Genomic DNA, 22,005 nt, shown 5'->3' on the forward strand with positions numbered 1-22,005 from the left:
CGTGGACCACGGCCTGCGCGTCCGGGACTCCGGCGACTCCGCCGTCATGGTGACGGCCACCCGCGGCGACGAGGCGCACCGCTGGGAAACGGTGCACGCCCTGGCCGACGCCCTCGAGACGGCCGGCATCGACGGCGTCCACGGCCTCGTCCCCACCTACGACACCCTGCTGGTCGAGTTCGACTGCGTCCGCGTCGGCCACGCCGTCGTCCGCCGGGCCATCGACGACGCGGCCGGCGCGGCCCGAGGCGACCGGCCGGCGCCCGCCCGGTTCGTCGTGCCGGTGGTCTACGGGGGCGAGCACGGCCCCGACCTGCCGGTCGTCGCGGAGCGGCTCGGACTGTCCGAACAGGACGTCGTCGCCGCGCACAGCGGCAAGGACCTCGTCGTCCGCTGCCTCGGCGCACCGGTCGGCGCGCCCATGATGGACGGTCCGGCCTTCGGGAAGCCGGTTCCCCGCCTGGCTTCCCCGCGCACGAGCGTGCCCGCCGGCTCGGTCGCGGTCGCCGGGCGCCAGGCGGTGATCTGCCCGCTGCCCTCCCCCGGCGGCTGGCCGCTGCTCGGCCGCACCCCGCTGCGGGTGCTGGACCTCGGCGCCGACCGGCTGACCGCATACCGGCCGGGCGACCGCTTCCGGTTCGTCCCGATCGACGCCGCCGAGTGGTCCCGATACGCCGGGCGTCCGCTGGCGGCCGCTGGAGGCAGGGATGCCTGACACCCTCACCGTCACGCGGGCGGGCCACGCCGTCGTCCAGGACCTGGGCCGGTTCGGCCGGTCCCGGTCGGGGCTGCCGGTCAACGGCGCGCTCGACCAGTACTCGGCCCGCGTCGCCAACGTGCTCACCGGCAACGCCGAGAACGCGCCGCTGGTCGAGCTCACCGCGCTGGACTTCGGCTGCACCACCTCGGCCGACGTGCTCGTGGCCATCACCGGCGCGCCCGCCGAGGTGACCGTGGACGGGTCGCGGCGGGTGCGGTGGGAGCCGTTCACCGTCCACGCCGGACAGACCCTCCGGATCGAGGGCATCCGGGACGGCCTGCGCGTCTACCTCGCGATACACGGCGCCGTGGCCGCGACCTACCTGCTCGGCAGCTGTGCCCCGGACACGATCCTCGGGTTCGGCCGCCGGCTCCACGAGGGCGACGAACTCGCCCTGACCACCCGGCTCCCGCCCTTGGAGCACCCGGTGTTCCGGCACCCGGTGTTCCGCCTCCGCCCGCCGGTGCCGCGGTTCGGCGAGCCGTGGACCGTCGACGTCACCGACGGTCCCGACGTCGCCGACTTCGGGACCAGTGCCGGCCGGCTGTACGCCGAGCCGTTCACCGTCACCGCCCGCAGCAACCACGTCGGCCTGCGCCTGGCCGGCCCGGTCCCGCGCCGGGAAACCACCGGCGAGATCCTCTCCCGCGGCGTGCCGGTCGGTGCCGTCGAGGTCCCGGCCGGCGACGAGCTGCTCGTCCTGCACCGCGGCCGCGGGGTCACCGCCGGTTACCCCGTGCTCGCGGTCGTCACCACCACCGGCCTGTCCGCCCTCGGGCAGGCCCGGCCCGGGCAGGCCGTCCGGTTCCGCCGGCGCGCCGTCGAAGAAGCCGTGGCCGCGCGCATCGCCCAGCACCACGCCATCCGGGCACTCCACCGCCGGGTGTCCACCGTGTTCGACGCCCTCCGCATCCCCGTGCCCGTCCACTGAGGAGACCATGATGAGTACCGTGGCCGCACAATCCGACTCACCCGTCGTCGACGCCCGCACCGCGCGCCGCATCACCGCGGCCGGCTGCGTCGGCATCTTCGCCGAGCTCTACGACAACGGCATCTTCGGCTTCATGGCGGCGACCCTGGCCACGGTCTTCTTCCCGGACTCCCAGAACGCCGTCCTGCTGGTGTTCATCGGGTACGCCGTGTCCTTCTTCTTCCGGCCGCTCGGCGGCATCATCTGCGGCCAGCTCGGCGACCGCATCGGCCGCCAGCGCATGCTGGTGTTCGTCATCCTGCTGATCAGCGTGGCCACCGCGGCGATCGGCGTCCTGCCGAGCTACGCCGCGATCGGCGTGGCCGCCCCGATCCTGCTGCTCCTGCTGCGGGTGCTGCAGGGCTTCTCGGTCGGCGGCGAGGCCGCCGGGGCGATGACGTTCCTCGCCGAGCACGCGCCGGAAGGCAAGCGCGGCCTCTACACGAGCTTCGCGCAGATCGCGTCGTTCCTCTCGCTGCTGACCGGCACGCTGATCGCGGCCGCGATGACCAGCGGCCTGGGCGCGCAGCGGATGCACGACTTCGGCTGGCGCATCCCGTTCCTGCTGGCCGTGCCGCTGGGCCTCACCGGCATCTACATCCGCCGCCGGATCAACGACACCCCGCGGTTCACCCGGCTCAAGGAGGAAGGCGGCCTGTCGGCCAACCCGCTCAAGGAGGCCTTCTCCTCCCCCGAGCACCGGCGCGCGATGCTGCTCGCGCTGTTCATCCCGCTGATGAACGGCTCCGGCTACTACGTCCTGTTCACCTTCATGCCGACCTTCATGAGCAAGAACCTGACGTTCGGCACGGTCTCGGGCCTGCTGGTCACGGCGTCGAGCCTGGTCGCGATCTCCGTCGCCATCCCCTTCATGGGCAAGCTGTCCGACCGGATCGGGCGCAAGAAGGTCCTGCTCGGCGCGGCCGCCGCGATGATCGTCGCCGGCATCCCGTGCTACGCGCTGATCGCCACCGGCTCGGTCGGGCTCGCGATCCTCGGTGCCTGCGTGATGGCCGTGATCTTCGCCGGCCACACCGGTGTCATCCACGTCCTGCTGGTCGAGCTGTTCCCCACCCGCGTCCGGTACTCGGCCTACGGCCTGGGCTACAACATCTCCTCCGCGCTGTTCGGCGGCACCGCTCCCCTGCTGATGACCTACCTCATCGCCGAGACGCACAACGTCTACGTGCCCGCCTTCTACGCCGTGCTCACCGCGCTCGGCACGCTGATCGCCGTCTCGCGGGTGCAGGATCGCGCGCACATCCCGCTGCGCGACGCGTGATACGGATTCCCTATCACGCCACCGCGAACCGCTCTTTGTCAGCGCTCTTTTTCTTTCCTAGCATCGAAAACGAGCCCACTCCCGATCGCTTTCGGAGACGTCCCATGCCCTTTTCCGACTATTCCACCGCGCTGGTCACCGGCGCCTCGACCGGGATCGGCGCCACGGTCGTCGAGCGCCTGGCGAAACAGGGCCTGCGAGTCCACGCCGTCGCCCGCGACAGCGAACGCCTCAACGAGCTGGCCGAGCGCACCGGCTGCGTCCCGCACGCGCTGGACCTCACCGACACCGCCGCGCTGACCGAGCTGACCCGCGGCCTCGAGATCGACGTCCTCGTCAACAACGCCGGGGTGTCGAGGACCGGGAACATCCTGACCGTCGACGAGTTCGGCGTCGACGAGCTCGTCGCGGTCAACGTCGCCGCCGTGCTGCACCTGGTGCGGCTGCTCATGCCGGGCATGGTGGCGCGCGACCGCGGCCACATCGTCAACATCAGCTCGATCGCCGGCGTCTACAACTTCGGCGGCAACACCGTCTACCACGCGACGAAGGCGGCGGTGCACACGATCTCCCGGCAGCTGCGGGTGGACGGGTTCGGCAAGCGGGTGCGCGTCACCGAGATCTGCCCCGGCCGCGTCGAGACCGAGATCTTCGGCAGGCTGCTCGGCGACATGGACGCGGCGCAGCGCGAGTTCTACGACGGCTACGAGTCCCTCAAGCCCGAGGACATCGCCGACGCCATCGAATTCGCCGTCGACTCGCCGCGGCACGTCAACATCGGGCACATCGAGATCCTGCCGACCTTCCAGGTACCGGGCGGCCTGGAGTTCGAACGACGGAGCGACGCATGACCCTCGCCCAGCGCGTCACCCGCATCCAGCCCTCGCCCAGCACCGCGGCCGCGCAGCGGGTCCGGGAACTGCGGTCGGACGGCGTGCGGATCGTCGACCTGACCGTCGGCGAACCGGACTTCGACACCCCCGAGCACGTGAAGACCGCCGCGGTGGAAGCGATCCGGCGGGGCGACACGAAGTACACGCCCGTGAACGGCACGCCGGAACTGCGTCGCGCGATCGCCGCGAAGCTCGCCCGGCGGCACGGCCTCGACGTCCCGCTCGACCGGATCGCCGTCGGCGGCGGCGCGAAGCAGGTCATCTTCCTCGCGCTGACGGCCACGGTGAACCGCGGCGACGAGGTGATCGTCCCGGCGCCGTACTGGGTGTCCTACCCGGACATGGTGCTGGCCAACGACGGCACCCCGGTGATCGTCGCCTGCCCGGCCGAGCAGGGCTTCAAGCTGACCGCCGACGCTCTGCGCGCCGCGATCACCCCGCGGACGCGCTGGCTGGTCCTCAACACCCCGGGCAACCCCACCGGCGCGAGCTACACGCGCGCGGAGCTGGGTTCGCTGGCCGAGGTCCTTCTGGATCACCCGCACGTCCGGGTGCTGACCGACGAGATCTACGACGAGATCCGCTACGAGCCGGGGACGGCGGCCACGCTCACGCAGGTGGAGCCGCGGCTGGCGGACCGCGTCCTGATCACCAACGGCGTCTCGAAGACGTACGCGATGACCGGCTGGCGCATCGGCTACGGCGCCGGCGCGCCCGACGTCGTCGCGGCGATCAACAAGCTGCAGTCCCAGATCTCGTCGTGCCCGTCGTCGATCTCCCAGGCCGCGGCCGTCGCGGCGCTCGACGGGCCGCAGGACTTCGTCGAGGAGACGGTCGCGGTCTACCGGACCCGGCGCGACCGGACGGTGAAGCTGATCGACGACGTCCCCCTGCTCTCGTGTACGCCGCCCGACGGCGGGTTCTACCTCTTCGTCGACTGCGCCCGCGCCTTCGGGCACCGCACGCCGGACGGGACGACCATCCGCACCGACGCGGACTTCGCGCGCTACCTGCTCGAAGCGGAGCAGGTAGCCGTGATCCACGGCGAGGCCTACGGATCGCCGGGCTATTTTCGCGTCTCCTTCGCCACGTCCGACGCGGTCCTCGCCGAAGCATGCACCCGCATCGCGCGCGCCTGCGCCGCCCTCACTCAGGAGTCCTCATGACCCGCGTCCACACCGCCTTCGACCGCCCCGACCCGGCCCTGGTCAAGGAGCTGGGCAAGCACTCCGCGGCTACGATCCACGAAGCCCAGGGCCGCCGGGGTGCGCTGGCGTCCTCGATCAAGCCGGTGGATCCCGCGATGTCGGTGTGCGGCCCGGCGTTCCCGGTCCGCTGCGCACCGCGGGACAACCTGATGCTTCAGATCGCGATCGCGCACGCCCGGCCCGGCGACGTCGTCGTGGTCTCCGCGGGTGAGTACGCCGAGGCCGGTTCCTTCGGCGACGTGCTCGCCAATGCGTGCCAGGCCAAGGGAATCGCCGGGCTCGTCACCGATACCGGTGTGCGGGACACCGCCGAGCTGCGGGCACTCGGCTTCCCGGTGTTCTCCTACAGCGTCTCGATCAAGGGCACGGTGAAGGAGACCGTGGGCCCGATGGCCGAACCGGTGCTGATCGGCGGCGAGCTGGTCCGCCCCGGCGACGTGGTCCGCGGCGACGCCGACGGCGTCGTGATCGTCCGGCAGGAGGAACTCGGCGACGTCATCGACGCGTCCCAAGCCCGCGAAGCGGCCGAGGCCGAGTACATCGCGGCGTACCGCGCCGGGAAGACAGTCATCGAGGTTTGCGGCCTCGCCCCGGTGATCGAGGCGAAGGGCCTCGTCATCGAAACCGGCCTTCCGGGCGATGCGGAGCGCTGAGCTCCGCCATCGCCGCGTGAAACTCGGGCAAGGACACCGCCGGGTCCGGCCGGTGTCCGCTGGCCGCGTGGACGCGCCAGCGTGGCCGCCACCGCGCGTTTGGGCCGCCGCGACCGCCGGACGCGGTTGTCCCGCAATCACCACGACGAGCCGGTCGACCTCGGCGTCGAGGATCGTGTCCGGGAAGGATCGGTTCACCGGTTCGTGGCCGGGCGGGTGGGTAGAAATCAGTTGCCGGCGCGGAGTTCGGTGGTGAGGCGCTGGGCTTCGTGGAGCCGGTCTTCGTCGAGTGACGGCGTGGTGAGCACCGGGTAGTCGTCGTCGACTTCGATCCATACCGGCACGGGCTCGGGGTGTGCCTCATCCGGACCGCAGCGGGCCGTTGCCGTGGTCGTAAGCCACGAGCAGCACATCACCCAGGTGGGCGTCATCGACCCGGGCCGGCGTCCGGGACGCTCAGCGACGGATCTCCACCGGCTGCTGTGGGATGGGGACCTCGCGCGGCCCGGGCATGCTGAGTCAACCCCTTGCGGGATCTCCGTCCTCGCTGCCGAAGACTTCCGCTATCCGGCGGTACCTTCAGTTCGCGCCGACCGGGAGCCACACACGCATGGCCGCCGGCCCGCGTTCGGCCCACTGGCAGTAGGGGGTCATCGGCAGGTCGAACGCCGGCCCGTGGTCGAGCCGGGTACGCAGGCGGTACGGCCAGGCCGGATCCTCAGGGGAGAACGCGCTCGCTCGCACCACGGTCTGCCCGTCGCGCTCGACCGCGCCGGCCGCGACATCGATGCCGACGGAGTCGAGGCTGACGCCGTCGGGCAGGTCGACGGACTCGGCGCAGAGCACGAGCGGGCCGCGTTCCACGGCGACGCAGCCCCGCAGCCCGTCCACCCGGGGATCGGGCCACGTGAGCCGGGGCCGCACGGGCAGCCGCAGCCGCAGCGTCTCCCCGACAGTGAACCCCCGGGTCACCGCCACCACGCCCGGCCGCGCCTCGCGCTGCTGCCCGCCCTCTTCGAGAGAGGCGCCTTCCGCCCACTCCGGGATCCGCAGGCGCAGCGTGACCGGGTCCGCCGGCGCTGCCTCGACCCGGATCGTCACCTCGCCGTCGTGCGGGTACCGGGTTTCGACGTCGAGGCGGAACCGGCCGCCGCCGATTTCCGTGTCGATGCGGGCCGACGCGTACTGCAGCACGGTCAGTTCGCGGTCGCCGGCGGTGGCGAGGTAGGCAGGCCAGGACGCGAGCGTCCGGGCCACGTTGGTGGGACAGCAGGAGACGTCGAACCAAGCGGCGCGGCTGCCGCCCTCGGCGCGCGGGTTGACCGCGTCCTCGTCGCCCGGCGTGCCGGGAACGCGCTGCTGCAACGGGTTCGCGTAGAAGAAGGCGCGGCCGTCGGCGCGGGGCGAGGTGGCGATGACGTTGTAGAAGGTCCGTTCCATGAGGTCGGCGTACCGGATGTCGCCGGTCGCGAGGTGCAGCCGCCAGGCCACCATCACCGATGCCACCCCGGCGCAGGTCTCGCAGTAGGCGCGGTCCGGGGGCAGCTCCCAGTCTTCGCCGAACCCTTCGTCCTGGTGCCGGGACCCCATGCCGCCGGTGAGGTGGGTGCGCCGGGCGACGGTGTGCCGCCACTGTCGTTCGATCGCCGTCAGCAGTTCGCGGTCGTCGAGTTCGACGGCGACGTCGACGGCGGCCGCGGCCAGGTAGAGGGCCCGCACGGCGTGCCCGCGGAAGGCCACGGCGGCGCGGATCGGCCGGTCGTCCTGGAAGTACGCCCGCCCGAGCGGGATGTCGCGGAGGCTGCCGTGCCCACGCCGGTCGAGGAACCGCCGGGCCTGCTCGAGGTAGCGGGACTCGCCGAGGGCCCGGCCGAACTCGGCGAGGCCCACCTCGATCTCCGGGTGCCCGCACAGGCCGGCGTCCGCGAACCGCTCGCACACGTGGTCGGCGGCTCGGCGCGCGATCTCCACGAGGTCGTCGGGTTCGGACGTGCGCAGCCGCGCGACGGCCGCTTGCAGGAGGTGGCCGACGTTGTAGAGCTCGTGACCCATTTCCAGATCGCTGTAGCGCGGCGGCTGCCCGGGGTGGCCGAAGGCGGTGCTCAGGTAGCCGTCGGGGTCCTGGGCCCGGCCGATCCGGGCGGTGAGCCGGCGGATCCGCTCGTCCAGCGCGGGATCGCCGGTGCGGCCGTGCTCCCACGCCAGCGCTTCGAGCAGCTTGTACGCCTCCGAGTCGGCGAAGACCCAGCCGGTGCGGCCGAGGCCGATCGTCCCGTCGGCGACCCGGTCGAAGTTCGCCAGCCAGCCCAGCCGTTCCATCCAGGCTTCGCAGTGGTCGAGCGTCGCGACGGCGTTGACCTCCTGACGCTCGGCCCAGAACCCGCCGGTCAGCGTCGTTTCCCGCAGCCCCAGTGGCCGCCGTGAGCCACGGGAGGGCACGACGGGGCGGCCGCCGACGGTGGTCCTCGTCTCGGTCACTGCCGCCCCCACGGGATGTCGGCGCCTTCACGGGTGAACACCGGGATCCGGTCGAGGGGCGCGGCGGCCTCGACCGTGGTGCCGCCGTCGAACACCGCACCGCTCGCGTCGGCCCAGCGGGTCCCGGTCGGCAGGTACACCGGCCGGGTGCGCTGGCCGGCTTCGGTGACCGGCGCGACGAGGACGTCCGGGCCGAGCTGGAACTGGTCTTCGACCTGCCACGCCCGTGGGTCGTCCGGGTGGTCGACGAACAGCGGCCGCATGGGCGGCACGCCGTCGCGGGCGGCGGCGCGCATCTGTTCGTGCAGGTAGGGCCGGAGCTGTTCCCGCAGGTCGAGCAGCCGGACGATGATCTCGTAGGCCTCGTCGCCGTACGACCAGACTTCGTTGGGGCCGCCGGTCATGGCGTACCCGGTGGGCGTGCGCGGCTCGCGGTCGCCGTGCAGGCGGAACAGCGGGCAGAACACCCCGTAGGCGAACCAGCGGACGAACAGTTCGCGGTAGGCGGGGTCGGCCGGGTCGCCGCCGTGGAACCCGCCGATGTCGGTGGTCCACCACGGGATTCCGGAGATCGCGATGTTCAGCCCCGCCCGGATCTGCTGCCGCAGCGACTGCCAGGTGGCGGGGATGTCCCCGGACCAGACGGCGGCGCCGTACTTCTGCGAGCCGGCCCAGGCCGACCGGCACAGCAGCACCGTCGGCTCGTGCCCGGCCGCCGCCATGCCTTCGGCGAACAGGCGGGCGTTCTCCCGCGGGTAGATGGAAGCGACCTCGGCCCCGGGTCCGGCGTGGAAGGCCAGGTTCCCCGGGTGCGCCGGGTTCAGCTCGGGTTCGCACGCGTCGAGCCAGAACACCGAGATGCCCTGGTCGAGGTAGTTGCGCTGGACCAGGTCCCAGACGAACGCGCGGGTCTCGGGGTTCGTCGGGTCGTAGAACGCGACCGGCATCGGCACGTCCATGCCCTTGTCCTGGATGGTTTGGTGGAACTCGGCCCCCTGGTCGGTGCCCACGAGCAGGCCGTGGTCGCGGTAGGTGTCGAAGTGCTCCGACAGCGGTGACACCGTCGGCCAGATCGACACCATGAGCTTGCTGCCCAGCTCGGCCAGCTCCGCGACCATGCCCGGGACGTCGGGCCACTCGGTCTCGTCGAACCGGTAGTCCCCCATCGCGCTCCAGTGGAAGAAGTCCGCGACGATCACGGACATCGGCAACCCCCGGCGGTGGTGCTCCCGGGCGACCTCCAGCAGTTCCTCCTGGGAGCGGTAACGCAGCCGGGACTGCCAGAAGCCGCTCGCCCACTCCGGCAGGTCCGGGCTGTGCCCGGTGGCGTCGGCGTAGCGGCCGAGGATCCCGGCCGGCGTCGGCGCGGCGGTCAGCCAGTAGTCGATCTCGCGGGCCTGACCGGCCGTCCAGCGCGTGGCGTTGCCGGAGAACTCCACCCGGCCGACGGCCGGGACATTCCACAGTAGACCGTAGCCGCGGCTGGAGAGCACGAACGGGATGCTGACCTCGCCGTTGCGCTGCAGCAGGTCCAGCGACAGTCCTTTGAGGTCCAGCCGGCCGTGGGTGCGCTGCCCGAGCCCGTACAGCTTTTCGTCGTCGTAGGCGGCGAACTGCTGGTGGATTTCGTGGGCGCCGGACCGGTTTCCCTGGAAGAACCGGGCGCCGGGCAGCCAGAAGTGCTCCCGGCGTTCGGCGAGCAGCTCCTGCCCGGTGCTGGTGCGGCTGAAGGTCAGCAGCGGCTCGGGGTAGGCGGCGCCGGTGTCGAACGCGATGTCGACGGTCAGCTCGCCGTGCACGAAGACGGCGTGCCGGTCGGCGGTCTTGATGACCGGCGGTTCGGACGGCGGCGGCCGGTCGAGCGCGCCGTGGCTCTCGGCCGGGAGCCGGAACCGGGCGGCGCGCACGCGGACGCTGTCGGGGCCCCAGGCTTCGATGGTGAGTACCTCGTGCCGGTGGCGGACCTCGAGCGCGGTCTCCGCCAGGAAGAACCTGACCAAGTTCGGTCTCCTTGCTTCGGAAGGGAGGTCGCTAGTCCTTCACCGCTCCCGCCGTCACACCACCGGCGACGTACCGCTGGGCGACGACGAGCAGGACCGCGGCCGGCACCGACGCGACCGCGGCGGTGGCCATGATCGAGTTCCATTCGGTGGTGTTGTTGCCGATGTACCGGTAGATGCCCAGCGTCACCGGGATCATCGCGCCGTTCCGGTCCAAAGTGGACGCGAAGATGAAGTCCGACCACGCCCACAGGAACGCGAACAGCGACACCGTGATCACGGCGTTGCGGCTGACCGGCAGCACGATCGAGGTGAACGTCCGGACGGTGCCGGCGCCGTCGATCTTCGCCGCCTGCATCAGCTCGCCCGGGATGCCGGCCATGAACGCCGTGAACACCAGCACGCCGAACGGCACCGCGATCGTGGAGTCGGCGACGACGAGGCCCCCCAGCGTGTTGAGCCAGCCGAGGCGCACGTAGATGGCGTAGAACCCGATGGCCATCACCACGCTCGGGATCATCTGCGCCACCAGCAGCACGAAGTTGACCGTGCCGGCCCCGCGTACCCGCAGCTTGGCCAGCGCGTAGCCGGCGGCCGCGGAGATCAGCACGGTGAGGACCACGCACCCCAGCCCCACGAGCAGGCTGGTGCCGAGCGCGGGCAGCTGCTCGCCCAGTGCGTTCGTGTACCCGTCCAGCGTGGGGTTCCACGGGAACCAGTGCGGCGGATCGGTCCGCATGTCCTCGGTCCGGGTGAGCGAGACGTTGACCATCCAGTAGACCGGGAAGAGCATCAGCCCGGCCAGCACGACGCCGAGCGCCGTCTTCCACCCGCTGCGCCGCCGGGTCATGACCGCTCCTGACGCCGTTGCAGGTGGATGTAGAGGAAGCCGAAGACCAGGGCGATGACGATGAGCAGGTTGCCGATCGCCGCCGCGGGCGAGAAGTCCGGCTGCCCGGTGCCGAAGGCCTCGCGGTAGGACCACACCGCCAGCGTGGTGGACACCGTGCCGGGGCCGCCGGTGGTCATGATCCAGATGATGTCCACCACCTTGAGCGTGTAGACGAGCCCGAGCAGCAGGGTGATCGCCGAGACCGGCCGGAGCATCGGCAGGGTGATCCGGCGGAACTTCTGCCACGCGGTCGCGCCGTCGAGCTCGGCGGCTTCGTACAGCTCGGCCGGAATGTTCTGCAGCCCGGAGTACAGGATCACCAGGTTGAAGGGGATGCCGAGCCAGATGTTGGCGATCACCACCGACGTCAGCGACCAGTGCGGCGAGGTGAGCCAGTCGATGCCATCGAGGCCGAACGCCTGCAGGACCGCGTTGACGATCCCGTTGTCGCTGCCCAGCATCCAGGCCCAGGTGGAGCCGGACACGATCAGCGGCAGCAGCCACGGCACCAGGAACAGGCCCCGCAGCAGGCCGGACAGCCGGAAGTTGCTCCGGAAGAACACCGCCAGGGCCAGGCCGATGGCGTACTGGAAGGCGATCGACACCAGGGTGAACACCGCCGTGTTCCCCAGCGCGAGGCCGAAGTCGGGCGAGGAGAAGATCGCCGCGTAGTTGTCCGTGCCGACGAACTTCGCGTTGCCCTGCACGAACGCCCGCGCGTTGTAGTGGTGCAGGCTGAGGTCGATGTTCCGGTACAGCGGGTAGACGTAGAAGATCAGCAGGTACGCGGCGAGCGGCGCGAGGAAGCCGGCGGCCGCCCACCGGGTCGGGTGCTTCACCCGGCGGGACGGCGGCGGGCTCGCCGGGCGGGCGCTCGACCGCCCGGCGAGCAGCGTCGTACTGGTGGCGTGCATGGCGTCAGCCGACCGCCTTGGCGGCGGTCTTCTGGGCCTCGCCGAGCGCGTCCTGCGGGGACTTCGCGCCGCTGAGCGCGTTCTGCACCGCCGTCCAGAGGGGTTCGGAAATCTTCGGGTACTTGATGCCGAGGTTGTCGGCGGTGCGGCCCTTCGCGGTGCGCACCGCTTCGACCCACGGCTTGAGCTCGGGGTGCTGGGCCAGCAGCGCGTCCTGGCCGGCCCGGGTCGGCGGGACGTAGTAGGCGAAGGTGTTCGCCGTCTCGACCATGCCCTGCGGCGTGGTCATGCAGTCGACGATCTTCTTGGTCACCTCGTAGCGCTTGGTGTCCTTCTGCACGGGCGCGGTGAGGAACTCGCCGCCGGTGGGGGTCGGCGCGACACCGCCGGTGCGGCCCGGGATCTGGACGACGCCGCTGGGGAACTTGGCCTTCGACGCGCTGGTGACCTGCCAGGTGCCGTTGACGGCGAAGCCGAACTCGCCGGTGAGGAACTCCTCCCAGCTGGTGTTCTGCGAGTCGTGGATGACCGAGTTGGGCGCGTACCCGGACTTCAGCCATCCGGTCCACAGGTCGAGCGCGGCCACCGCCTCGGGCGAGTCGAGCTGACGCAGGTTCGCGCCGGCGCCCCAGAAGAACGGCAGGAACTGGAACGTGCCCTCTTCGGTGCCGATCCCGGCGAACGTGATGCCCTTGTGGTGCGCCGCGGTGACCTTCTGCAGCGCCGCGGTCAGGCTCGCCCAGTCCTTGATCGAGGCCGGGTCCACCCCGGCCGAGTCCAGGACGGACTTGTTGTAGTAGAGCGCGAGCGTGTTGGCGCCGATGGGGATCCCGAAGGTCTTGCCGTCGACGACGCCGGCGCCGAGCAGGTTCTGGTCGACGCTCTTGGTGTCGACCCCGAGTTCGTCCATTGTGGACAGCATGCCGGTGTCGGCGAGGGTGGAGACGGCCGGGTTGTCCAGCAGGATGACGTCCGGCGAGGTCCCTTCCTGGGCGGCGAGCAGGGACTGGTTCGTCAGCGCGGTCGTGTCGTAGGCGGTGCGCTTGATGCTCACCCCCGCCTGCGTGCCGCACGCTTCGACCCGCTTCGCCCAGCCGGAGGACGCGTCGTGCTGCGGGTACGGGTCCCACCACGTGTAGGTGGTGGGCGTGGCGCCCGCCGCCCCGCCGTCGCCGGACGACGAGGAGCAGGCGGCGAGGCCGGCGACCAGCGCCAGGGTGCCGGCGGCGGCCGCCAGCCGGATGGATGAAGGCTTCACGGTATTCCTCCTTGAACTGCGTGAAGAAGTCAGCTTCGGTGCGGGGTGCCGGTGCTGCCGCGGTCGACGAGCTCGGGCGCGAGCAGGCAGAGGACGTCGGGTTCCTCGCCCGCGTCGAGCGTCTCGATCCGGTGGACGAGCTGGCGCACGGCCAGCTCACCCAGCCGGTCCGGCGCGCTCTCGATCGACGAGAACGGCAGCGAGAACGTGCGGGCGAACTCGTCGGAGTACCGGCCGATCACCGACAGGTCCTCCGGCGCGCGCAGCCCGCGGGCGTGCAGCACGGACGGCAGCGCGGCGGCCGCCGCCTCGTTGTTGAGCAGCAGCCCGGTCACGCCGGGGTGGGCCTCGAGCAGCGCGTGCAGCTCCCGGCCCACCTCGGGCTGGCGAGAGGCGCCGAACACGGCGTGCAGCGTCATCCCGCGCTTCCGGGCCTCGTCCTGGGCCCCGTTGCGCAGCCGCCAGACGTACGAACCGCCACGCTCGACGACGTGCGCCGGCTGGGAAACCAGGATCAGCTCGCGGTGCCCGGCGGCGTGCAGGTGCCCGACCATCAGCCGGCCGGCGGCTTCGAAGTCCAGGTCGAACACGTCGACGCCGCTGGGGTCGCGGGTGAGGCCGACGAGCGCGCCGGGCTGGGGCGCCGCCCGCAGCAGCGGGACCCGGTCGTCGTCGTGAGCCACGTTGAGGAGCACGATCCCGTCGACCATGCACGAGCTGGTGATCCGGTCCAGCGCGTGCGCCCCGTCGGACTCGGTCACCAGGAGCGTGTCGTAGCCGAGCTCGCGCGCGGTGTCCGAGACGCCCAGCATGTACTGCAGCATCGCGGGCTTGAACTCGTCCTCCAGGAACTGCGCGAGCAGGCCGATGACCATGGTCTGGGCCGTGGCCAGTGCCCTGGCCCCGGCGTTCGGCGTGTAGCCGAGCTGCCGGGCCAGGTCCCGCACCCGGACGCGGACCTCCTCGGTGATCGGGCGCTTGCCGGAGAAGGCGTAGGACGCCGTGCTCCGGGAAACTCCCGCCGCCTTGGCGACGTCGCCGATGGTGACCACTGGTTCCTCCGAAGGTGGCTCAGCGCGCCGGGGCGCTGAACGGGGCGATCTCGATGCGGTCGAGCACCGGCGCGTACGGCGAGCGAAGCAGGACGCCGGGATAGGTGTCCGACGCGTAGGTCGTGCCGTCGAAGTCCGGCAGCTCCGCCGACCGGAACGAGAGGGTGTTGTCCCCCGGCTTCAGCCGCACGGGCACGGTCAGCTCCCAGAAATTGTTCTGGTGGAAGGTGTGCGGGAACAGCACCCGTTGCGCCGGACCACCGTTGACCGAGATGTCCGCGTGGCGAGCCAGCGGATCCGGGTTGTAGTGCGTGGCTTCCGACTGCTCCGGGTTGGCGTAGCGGATCCGCAGCGCGTAGGTGCCCGGCCGGTCGGCGGTGACGTGGAACGTCACGGTGTTGCCGTTGCCGGGCGCGCCACCCACGCCGGTGACGGCCTGACCACCGTCCGCATTGGACAGTCGCGTCATCTGCGCCGTCCCGGCGAGCTGGGCGTTCTCCGCCTGGTAGGTCTTCGTGGGCAGGGCGCCGTCGGTCCGGCGCACGTCGAGCCGGTCGACCCAGGACGCCGCCGCGACCCCGGTGAGGGTGACTTTGTTGATGCCGCCGGACAGCGACACCGCGGCCGAGGCGGTGCCGGCGACCTTCCCGACGTCCTGGCCGTTGACCGCCAGGCTCGTGAGCCCGAGGCCGCGCACGGTCAGCGTCGACTCGGCGTCCTGCGGCGAGTACACCCAGAACGTCGCCGTGTCCCCGCGGCCGAGCCGGAGCGTGCCGGCGCCGGAACCGGGGCCGTAGACCGGCTTCCCGCCGGACGTCGTAGCCAGTTCCGCTTCGTACACCGCGGTGGCCGCGGCCGGGTTCGGCAACGACAGCTGGAGGCTGTCGACGATCGCGTCGCCGTGCGTCGCGCGGGTGCCGTCGAGGCTGCGGGCGGCGAGCGAGAGCGTGTGCTTGCCCTTGCTCAGGCGCACCTTCGTGTCGGCGTGGTCCCAGACCACCCACTTGTAGCCCAGCGGCAACAGCAGTTCCTGCTCGCTGGTGCCGTCCACGCGGAGGAACACGTTCGTGGGGCCGTTCGCCTTGACCAGGTCGTAGGTGTTGAGGGAGTTGGCGAACACGCTCAGGTCGTAGGTGCCGTCGCTCGGCACGTCGACGCCGAAGCTCAGCACGCCGTCGGAGCCGGTCCGGAGCCCGCCCACGTCGTAGCCGCCGGAGGTGTAGAACTTCGAGACGTCGTTCGGGGAGCCTTCCGGGCCGTTCTTGCTGTAGCCCGAGCCGGTGTAGGTCGCGGCCTCGGCTTCGTAGCGCTGCTCCCACAGCTTCGGGCTCGCCGCCGCCGGGGCCCCGGTGCCGCCCGGGCCGAGCACGATCTCGTACGCCGACGACTCCTTCAGCTTGGGCAGCGAACCGCCGAAGTCGAACGCCGCCACGCCGTTCTGCACCTTGACGTCACGCTCGGAGATCAGTTCCGGCTGGGCCGAGTCCCCGATCTGCCCGGTCCACGGGATCTCCCGGATCCAGGCGTGCACGGTGCCGCCGAGCGTCTTCGGCACGTTGGCGAACCGGACCCAGGCGTTGCCGTCCTTGCCGCCGAAGATCGTCCGCGCCTGGGCCTTCGACGGGTCGAGGGTTGCCACGCCCTGCAGCGAGTAGTTCTGCCCGGGGAAGGGTGGGTCCACCTTGACGGTGTGCCCGCTCAGCTCGCCGTAGGCGTTGAACAGCCACCACTGGCCGTTGCCGCGGTTGGCCTGCACGGCCGAGTCGGACAGGTTGCCGTCGATGTTCCAGTACGCGATGTCCGCGTCCACTTTGGACTCCTCGATCGCGGAGATCCACTGGATCATCTGGCCCGGGACCGAGGTGTGGTAGTTGAACGCGTATTCGTCGATGTTGATCGGCAGCTGCTTCCCGGCGTAGGGCGTGCCCGCGAACACCTGGGCCTCCCAGCCGCGGTACTTCGCGACGCTGGTGCGGATCTGCTCGGGGTGGCTCAGCTCGTGCCACGTCAGCACGTCCGGCACGGTGCCGGCGGCGACCGTGTGCTGCAGGAAGCCCTTGACCTGGTCGTAGAGGACGCTCGTGTTCGGCCCGGCGATCCGTGCCGCGGGCAGCTTGCCCTTGATCAGCTTGTAGGTCTGGTCCCACGCGGCGAAGTAGTCGGCCGGGTTCGTCAGCCAGCTGACTCCGTTGTAGCTCCACTCGCCGGTGCCGAACATGTTGCCTTCGGGTTCGTTGAACGGCACGAACACGACGTTGTCCCGGTACTTCGGGTCGAGCGTGAGCACCTGGTCGACCTGCTTGGCGATCTTCTCGGAGTAGAGCCGCAGCTTCTCTTCGGGGGTGGTTCCCGGCCACTGGTAGGGGAAGCCGCGGTGGATGTCGGTCATGTAGACGTAGACGTCGCCGTTCGTGCTGTCCGCGAGGGGCTTGACGATTTCCAGGGCGTCGGCGCCCGGGTGCTGGGGGCCGTCCTGCGCCTTGGTGGCGATCGTGCGGACGTGCATGCCTTCGATGAGGTTGTTGGTGGGGACGCCGTCGCCGTACAGGCCGTAGAGGCTGCCGGCGGCTCCGCCGTGGAAGGCGCCGGTGTCGCTGGCGAGGTCGATGGTCAGCTGGCCGTCGCGGACCACCGTGACCGACGCCGTCACCGGCCGGCCCGCGGCCGTCCCCGGCACGGTGAACGTGCCCGGGCGGCTGTAGGCGGCCGGGTCCACAATGGACCATTGGATCGGTACGTCCCGGTCGTAGCCGTCGCTGAACGTGCCGCGGACCGCGGCCGGGAGCGCGGGCGGCGTGCCGACGGTGGCGCGGAGGTCGAACTTCGTCTGCGTCAGGCCGGTGACCACGGGCGCCGGTCCGGCCAGCTCGGCGACCTGCGTGGCGGACAACGCCGTGTCGTACAGCTGGAAGTCGTCGATCGCGCCCTTGAACAACGGGTCGGCGTAGAAGCTCTTGCCGAGGTACCCGGCGAAGGACGTGCCCGCGTCGGCGAGTTGCGCGGCGGTGACGTCGGTGCTCGCCGACGAGACTGCGGCGCCGTCGAGGTAAGCCGTCAGCCGGTGCGCGGCCGAGTCGAGGGTCACTGTGACGGTCTGCCACGTCGTCGGCAGCGCGGCGTAGCCGGTCACCTGGGCCTCGGCGCCGCCGCCGGCGGTGGTGACCGCGCCGCGAAGGCGTCCGTCGGCGTTCGACGGCGTCGCGAACAGGTACTTCGTGGTGTCCTTGCCCAGCGCGAAGAGCCACTGCCACGGCGCGGCGTTCGCGTTGTCCCACTGCACGCGCACGGAGACGGTGACATCGGGTGCGCTGCCGAGGGCGGCGCGCGGGATCTCGACGTAGGCGCCGTTCGAGGTCGGCGCACCGCCGGGGAGGGCCAGCGCACCGCCGCCACCGGCCCCGGCGACGACCTGGGCGGTGGTGCCGTTGACCAGCGTGCCGTCGAGCCCGTGCCCGGAGGAGTCGGACACGACCCCGGTGCTCACGTCGGTGGTGTCGAAGTCGTAGTGCACCAGCGGCGCCGCCGCCTCGGCCGCCGCGACCGGTAGCGCTAACACTTCGCCTGCGCCGAGCAGTGCGGCAGTCAGCACCAGCGTCACCGTGCGGACCGGCGTCCGCGTTCCTCTCGATAGCACCATCGTCGCTGCTCCTGAGTAGGTCCGAACGGTCAACGTCGTCGAGCGTGGCCAGCCGAGGCGGTGATCATCGAACCGGTTCGACGGACGGTCTCAAGCGCACATTGTGAGCGCTAACACGATCCGGTGGCAAGACCCGTCACAGATCGGGTGCCATCGGCGTCGGGCTGTGACGGCAGCTCGACCGCGGAGCACCACAAGCCGGCGCGACCAGCCTGATGCGGTGGCGATCGAGCTGGTCCTGCTGCCGCGGGTGGCCTACCGCGGCCGGGAGATCACCGGCCCCCGCATGGGCGGGCTGCTCGCCCTGCTCGCCGACGACCTCCGCACGCCTAGGCCTATATCGCTCGGCTGATGCCAGCCCTGGTGATGACCCAGCCGAAGCCAGCTCACCACCAGGGGACGCCGACGATGGAGCGACGGCGCGGAACCCGATCTCGCGCCGCAGCCGGGCTGCTGACCTCGGGCCGCCTGCGCAGCGCCGATCGGCGGGCTGCACGACGAATGGCGCGGCGATCACTCCACCCGGTCCCCGACGAGCCTGACATGCGCGCTGCCGGTCCCGCCAACGACTGGCCGATGTCGATCACGCTCCAGGGTGCTGTTCCTTCGCGGGAATGGTGTCGCCGAGTCAAGCCTCGGCCGAGCGGCCGTCCGGCTTCGTCGGCTTCGCGCGACAAGGACCGAAGCTCCCGGCGCGCCAAGAGCAGGTCAACGTCGGGCAAGAATTCCCGTGATCACGACCCTTGCGGAGCCGGCGGCTCGAGGCGGTAGCCATAGCCCCGCACTGTGGTGATGACCGGCAGCGCTCCTGAACCGCCGGCCGCGACGGCCAGCTTGCGCCGGAGCGCGACGATGTGCACGTCCAGCGTCTTCGTCGAACCGTGCCAGTGCGTGTCCCACACGTCCGCCATCAGAGTGTCCCTGCTGATCGCCGCGCCCGGCTCCTGTGCCAGGCGCAGCAGCAGGTCGAACTCCTTGGGACGCAAGGAAAGCTCGTCACCCGCCACCACCACGCGACGGGCAGCGACCTGGACCACCAGCTCCCCCACTCGCAGCGGCGTCACGTTCGAGGAGTACCCCCGGCGCAGGTGCGCGTGCAACCGCGCCAGCAGTTCCCGCAGCCGGATCGGCTTAGTCAGGTAGTCGTCGGCGCCGACTTCCAGCCCCACGACGACGTCCATCTCCTGCGTGCGCGCCGTGATCATGATGATCAGGGCGTTCGGCGTGATCGCCCGCGCGCGCCGGCACACCTCGATCCCGTCGAGGTCCGGCAGGCCCAGGTCGAGGAGGACGACGTGGTATTCGTCGAGCTTCATCCGGCGGAGGGCGTCACCACCGGTGTGGGACCACATCACGTCGTAGTCGTGCATCCGCAGGGCCGACTCGAGCAGGCTGCCGATGGTTTCATCGTCTTCTACGAGCAGAACCGCCGCCATGGTCCAATGTTACCGGAATTCCGAGCGGCCGATCTTCGGCCGCAGAATTTACCTCTTCAAGGTGAATGCTAACCATTGGTTAACCTTTATCCTCGCCAAACTTCGCGTTCAGCGGATCAGCACGGCAGACTTGCGGCCATGCGCAGACGCATCATTCTGCTCGCGGTCGCCGCCGCGCTGCTGGCCACCAGTCTTTTCGGAATCCCCCTTGTGGTCGGTGTCGCGAACTACTTCACCCAGGACGAGCGCACCGAACTCGAACGCACCGCCGACGCCGCGGCGCTGTCGATCGCCGACGACGTGCTCACGCACCGGAGCCTGCCGGAGTTCCCGGGGTCCGGGTCCGAAGAGGACACCACCGCGCTCTACAGCCCGGCGGGCGTCCTCCTGACGGGCAGCGGCCCGGCGAACGCCGATCCTGTCGTGTCGCGCGCCCGCGACGGCGAGGTGGCCAGCGGCGAGGTCGGCTCGGAACTCGTGGTCGCCGTGCCGATCCTGCAGGACGACCAGCTGAGCGGCATCGTGCGCGCGTCGACGCCCCGCACCGACGGGTACCAGAAGATCGCGGTCTCCTGGCTGGCCATGGCCGGGCTGGCGGCCGCCGCGATCGCCCTGACGTGGCTGCTCGCCGCGCGGCTGGCCGCGCGGGTCGCCGGCCCGCTCGAGCAGCTGTCCGCGGCGGCCGGCCGGCTCGGCGACGGCGACTTCAGCGTCCATGCCCCGGTCAGCGGCATCGGCGAGATCGACCAGCTGGGCGGCGCTCTCGACCAGGCCGCGGCCCGGATCGCCGACGTCCTGGACCGTCAGCATGCCCTGGCAGCCGACGCTTCGCACCAGTTGCGGACCCCGCTGGCCGGCCTGCGCCTGCAGCTGGAGTCGGCGTTGGACCCGCCGGGGCAGAACCTGGAAGCGGCCGTCGCGGCCGCGATCGCCACCGCGGATCGGCTGGAGACGACGATCGACGACCTGGTCACCCTCGCCAGCCGGCCGCCGGAGGATCGCGGGGTGATCGAGCCTGACGTACTGCTGCGCGACGTCGTGGCCGGCTGGCGGAACCTGCTGGCGAACCGGGGCAGGCAGCTGGTGATCTCCGCCGAGGCCGACGGGCGGCCCAGAGCGGCCGAGGCCGCGGTGCGGCAGATCGTCGGTGTCCTGCTCGACAACGCCGTCATCCACGGTGCAGGGACGGTGACGATCACGACCCGTGACAGCGGTGACGCGTTCGCGATCGACGTGGCCGACGAGGGACGTGGCACGAGCGACGGCCAGGACCTGTTCATCCGGGGGCACAGTGGCGCCGGGGGCACCGGAATAGGTCTGGCGCTGGCCCGGGACCTCGCGGAAGCCGAGGGCGGCCGGCTGTGGCTCAGCCGGGCCGCACCCACGACGTTCACCCTGTTGCTGCCCCCGGCGTGAGCAGGGCACCGGAACGCGCCGTGACCGCGAAGAAGTCGCGCTGGTCGGCGGACAGGTAGCGATCCGGTGCGGTGGGCATGCTCGGCACCAACGTCCGCGGCGCCGCACCCGCGACGTCGGGCCGGAACAGGGTGCAGCTCACCATCCCGCCGTGGATGTCCAGCTCCATCCCCCGGACGACGCCCGCCGTCGCCAGCGCGTTCGCCATGGCGGTCAGCGTGAGCTGGTCGCCGGCCACGTAGACGAGCCGGCCGTGCGCATCAATACCGGCGCCTGAGCGCCAGGTGAACTGGAATTGGTTGCGCGGGCTCCCCCACTGCCCCGCCGGGTTCCCCGACAGTCCGGGGACCGGCTTGCCACCGTCGACGATCAGCTCGAGGTTCTGCCGCACCGCCACGACCTGCTGGGTCATGTGCGCGTCGCGGCCCCACAGTGCGACGTTCGCCACCCCGGAGCGGTCGATGACCAATGAGGCCATCCCGTTCTTCAACGGTTTCCCGTACTGGCCGTCGGCGTAGAAACCGCCGTCGGTGTCACGGAGCTTGAACCCCGAGTTGAACGTGGCGAGCAGCGACGGACGGAGCGCGTTCGGCACCTGCGCGTGCTCGGGCCACGTGCCGCCCGGCTCCTTCGTCCCGGCGATCAGGTGGGTGCCGGCCCACTTCTGGTCGAACGCCACGATCGCGGCCACCACGCTCGTGTGGCCGGGGTCCGGGCGCAGGAACGTCGTGTAGTCGGCAGCCTGGCCTCCGGCCATCCGGGCACCGGGCACCCACGCCCCTTCACCGGGCAGGGCGCCGGGGAGGGTCGCCAGCGGCGCCGGCGCGTTCGCCGTGTCGGCGCCGACCGGCACCGACACCGGAGCGGGCAAGGCGTCGGTGCTCGGCGCGCTGTTCGCGGGCGGATGTCTGGTGTAGTACCAGTTCTCGAGCGCGTTCACGACCGGGCCGGCGCCCATCTGCCGGGCCCAGTCCGCGGTCCGGGCGGTGACGGTCGCCGCCCCGGGCGCGGTGAGCGCCTGAACGTAGGTGACGGCCGGATAGACGATCAGGATCAGGGACACGACGACCGCGCGCCGCAACCGTTTCTTACGGCGTTTCACCGGCGGACGAGGAGGATTCGGAGTTCCGGTTCGGCTCGCTACATCGACCATGTT

At 71.2% G+C, this 22,005-nt stretch carries 17 protein-coding genes; 8 read left to right on the plus strand and 9 right to left on the minus strand.

Translation table 11 applies throughout. The annotated features are described in order from the left end of the window. The first annotated feature begins 1 nt into the window (after position 1). From OG738_RS37860 to OG738_RS37885, 6 genes are all read left to right on the plus strand, one after another. A complete protein-coding gene (locus tag OG738_RS37860) occupies positions 2 to 715 on the plus strand; it encodes a 5-oxoprolinase subunit B family protein (RefSeq protein WP_329048253.1) in 714 nt (237 codons plus the stop codon). Then, a complete protein-coding gene (locus tag OG738_RS37865) occupies positions 708 to 1,691 on the plus strand; it encodes a biotin-dependent carboxyltransferase family protein (protein ID WP_329048254.1) in 984 nt (327 codons plus the stop codon). The genes OG738_RS37860 and OG738_RS37865 overlap by 8 nt, the downstream gene beginning before the upstream one ends. 19 nt (positions 1,692 to 1,710) lie before the next feature. Then, positions 1,711 to 3,012: an MFS transporter gene (locus tag OG738_RS37870; RefSeq protein WP_329048257.1), complete on the plus strand. Its 1,302-nt coding sequence runs from the start codon at positions 1,711 to 1,713 to the stop codon at positions 3,010 to 3,012. A gap of 104 nt (positions 3,013 to 3,116) precedes the next feature. Continuing rightward, positions 3,117 to 3,863 (plus strand): SDR family oxidoreductase, encoded by a 747-nt coding sequence (locus tag OG738_RS37875; protein ID WP_329048258.1) that lies wholly within the window; start codon positions 3,117 to 3,119, stop codon positions 3,861 to 3,863. Next, on the plus strand, positions 3,860 to 5,071 hold the full coding sequence (locus OG738_RS37880; protein WP_329048259.1) for an aspartate transaminase: 1,212 nt from the start codon (positions 3,860 to 3,862) through the stop codon (positions 5,069 to 5,071). Before OG738_RS37875 ends, OG738_RS37880 begins: the two co-directional genes overlap by 4 nt. Then, positions 5,068 to 5,766, plus strand: a complete 699-nt coding sequence (locus OG738_RS37885) for a 4-carboxy-4-hydroxy-2-oxoadipate aldolase/oxaloacetate decarboxylase (protein WP_329048260.1) — start codon at positions 5,068 to 5,070, stop codon at positions 5,764 to 5,766. The genes OG738_RS37880 and OG738_RS37885 overlap by 4 nt, the downstream gene beginning before the upstream one ends. A gap of 579 nt (positions 5,767 to 6,345) precedes the next feature. On the opposite strand, the gene OG738_RS37890 is transcribed toward OG738_RS37885, so the two are convergent. The 7 genes from OG738_RS37890 to OG738_RS37920 are packed head-to-tail and all read right to left on the minus strand — an operon-like array spanning position 6,346 to position 17,997. Further along, complete coding sequence (locus OG738_RS37890) at positions 6,346 to 8,244, minus strand: glycoside hydrolase family 127 protein (RefSeq protein WP_329048261.1); 1,899 nt, start codon at positions 8,242 to 8,244, stop codon at positions 6,346 to 6,348. Then, positions 8,241 to 10,244 (minus strand): glycoside hydrolase family 31 protein, encoded by a 2,004-nt coding sequence (locus tag OG738_RS37895; protein WP_329048263.1) that lies wholly within the window; start codon positions 10,242 to 10,244, stop codon positions 8,241 to 8,243. The genes OG738_RS37890 and OG738_RS37895 overlap by 4 nt, the downstream gene beginning before the upstream one ends. Positions 10,245 to 10,275: 31 nt before the next feature. Then, complete coding sequence (locus OG738_RS37900; RefSeq protein ID WP_329048264.1) at positions 10,276 to 11,094, minus strand: carbohydrate ABC transporter permease; 819 nt, start codon at positions 11,092 to 11,094, stop codon at positions 10,276 to 10,278. Then, a complete protein-coding gene (locus OG738_RS37905) occupies positions 11,091 to 12,050 on the minus strand; it encodes a carbohydrate ABC transporter permease (protein WP_329048266.1) in 960 nt (319 codons plus the stop codon). Before OG738_RS37905 ends, OG738_RS37900 begins: the two co-directional genes overlap by 4 nt. 4 nt (positions 12,051 to 12,054) lie before the next feature. Then, positions 12,055 to 13,308, minus strand: coding sequence for a sugar ABC transporter substrate-binding protein (locus OG738_RS37910; RefSeq protein WP_329048268.1), 1,254 nt, complete (start codon positions 13,306 to 13,308; stop codon positions 12,055 to 12,057). Positions 13,309 to 13,337: 29 nt separating this feature from the next. Next, complete coding sequence (locus tag OG738_RS37915) at positions 13,338 to 14,360, minus strand: LacI family DNA-binding transcriptional regulator (RefSeq protein WP_329048269.1); 1,023 nt, start codon at positions 14,358 to 14,360, stop codon at positions 13,338 to 13,340. A gap of 19 nt (positions 14,361 to 14,379) precedes the next feature. Beyond that, complete coding sequence (locus OG738_RS37920) at positions 14,380 to 17,997, minus strand: LamG-like jellyroll fold domain-containing protein (protein WP_329048271.1); 3,618 nt, start codon at positions 17,995 to 17,997, stop codon at positions 14,380 to 14,382. Positions 17,998 to 18,217: 220 nt separating this feature from the next. Between OG738_RS37920 and OG738_RS37925 the strand changes: the two genes are divergently transcribed. Continuing rightward, positions 18,218 to 18,349, plus strand: coding sequence for a hypothetical protein (locus OG738_RS37925; RefSeq protein ID WP_329048272.1), 132 nt, complete (start codon positions 18,218 to 18,220; stop codon positions 18,347 to 18,349). A 382-nt stretch (positions 18,350 to 18,731) separates the two neighbouring features. Here the strand turns inward: OG738_RS37925 and OG738_RS37930 are convergent, their stop codons facing one another. Beyond that, complete coding sequence (locus tag OG738_RS37930) at positions 18,732 to 19,433, minus strand: response regulator transcription factor (protein ID WP_329048273.1); 702 nt, start codon at positions 19,431 to 19,433, stop codon at positions 18,732 to 18,734. Between the two features lie 138 nt (positions 19,434 to 19,571). Between OG738_RS37930 and OG738_RS37935 the strand changes: the two genes are divergently transcribed. After that, positions 19,572 to 20,849 carry a HAMP domain-containing sensor histidine kinase gene (locus tag OG738_RS37935; RefSeq protein ID WP_329048275.1) on the plus strand — a complete coding sequence of 426 codons (1,278 nt, stop codon included), beginning with the start codon at positions 19,572 to 19,574 and terminating at the stop codon, positions 20,847 to 20,849. Here OG738_RS37935 and OG738_RS37940 read toward each other — a convergent pair. After that, positions 20,824 to 21,951: a hypothetical protein gene (locus tag OG738_RS37940; protein WP_329048277.1), complete on the minus strand. Its 1,128-nt coding sequence runs from the start codon at positions 21,949 to 21,951 to the stop codon at positions 20,824 to 20,826. The two genes, OG738_RS37935 and OG738_RS37940, sit on opposite strands and share 26 nt — an antisense overlap. Positions 21,952 to 22,005: the final 54 nt, after the last annotated feature.

It is taken from the genome of Amycolatopsis sp. NBC_01488, from assembly GCF_036227105.1.
Taxonomy (GTDB): Bacteria; Actinomycetota; Actinomycetes; order Mycobacteriales; family Pseudonocardiaceae; genus Amycolatopsis.

What these genes read in the sequence shown, in the direction of transcription:
- OG738_RS37920 (WP_329048271.1), bottom strand. Translation starts at nt 17,997, where the DNA reads ATGGTGCTATCGAGAGGAACGCGGACGCCGGTCCGCACGGTGACGCTG.
- OG738_RS37935 (WP_329048275.1), top strand. Translation starts at nt 19,572, where the DNA reads ATGCGCAGACGCATCATTCTGCTCGCGGTCGCCGCCGCGCTGCTGGCC.
- OG738_RS37875 (WP_329048258.1), top strand. Translation starts at nt 3,117, where the DNA reads ATGCCCTTTTCCGACTATTCCACCGCGCTGGTCACCGGCGCCTCGACC.
- OG738_RS37900 (WP_329048264.1), bottom strand. Translation starts at nt 11,094, where the DNA reads ATGACCCGGCGGCGCAGCGGGTGGAAGACGGCGCTCGGCGTCGTGCTG.
- OG738_RS37930 (WP_329048273.1), bottom strand. Translation starts at nt 19,433, where the DNA reads ATGGCGGCGGTTCTGCTCGTAGAAGACGATGAAACCATCGGCAGCCTG.
- OG738_RS37885 (WP_329048260.1), top strand. Translation starts at nt 5,068, where the DNA reads ATGACCCGCGTCCACACCGCCTTCGACCGCCCCGACCCGGCCCTGGTC.
- OG738_RS37880 (WP_329048259.1), top strand. Translation starts at nt 3,860, where the DNA reads ATGACCCTCGCCCAGCGCGTCACCCGCATCCAGCCCTCGCCCAGCACC.
- OG738_RS37905 (WP_329048266.1), bottom strand. Translation starts at nt 12,050, where the DNA reads ATGCACGCCACCAGTACGACGCTGCTCGCCGGGCGGTCGAGCGCCCGC.
- OG738_RS37865 (WP_329048254.1), top strand. Translation starts at nt 708, where the DNA reads ATGCCTGACACCCTCACCGTCACGCGGGCGGGCCACGCCGTCGTCCAG.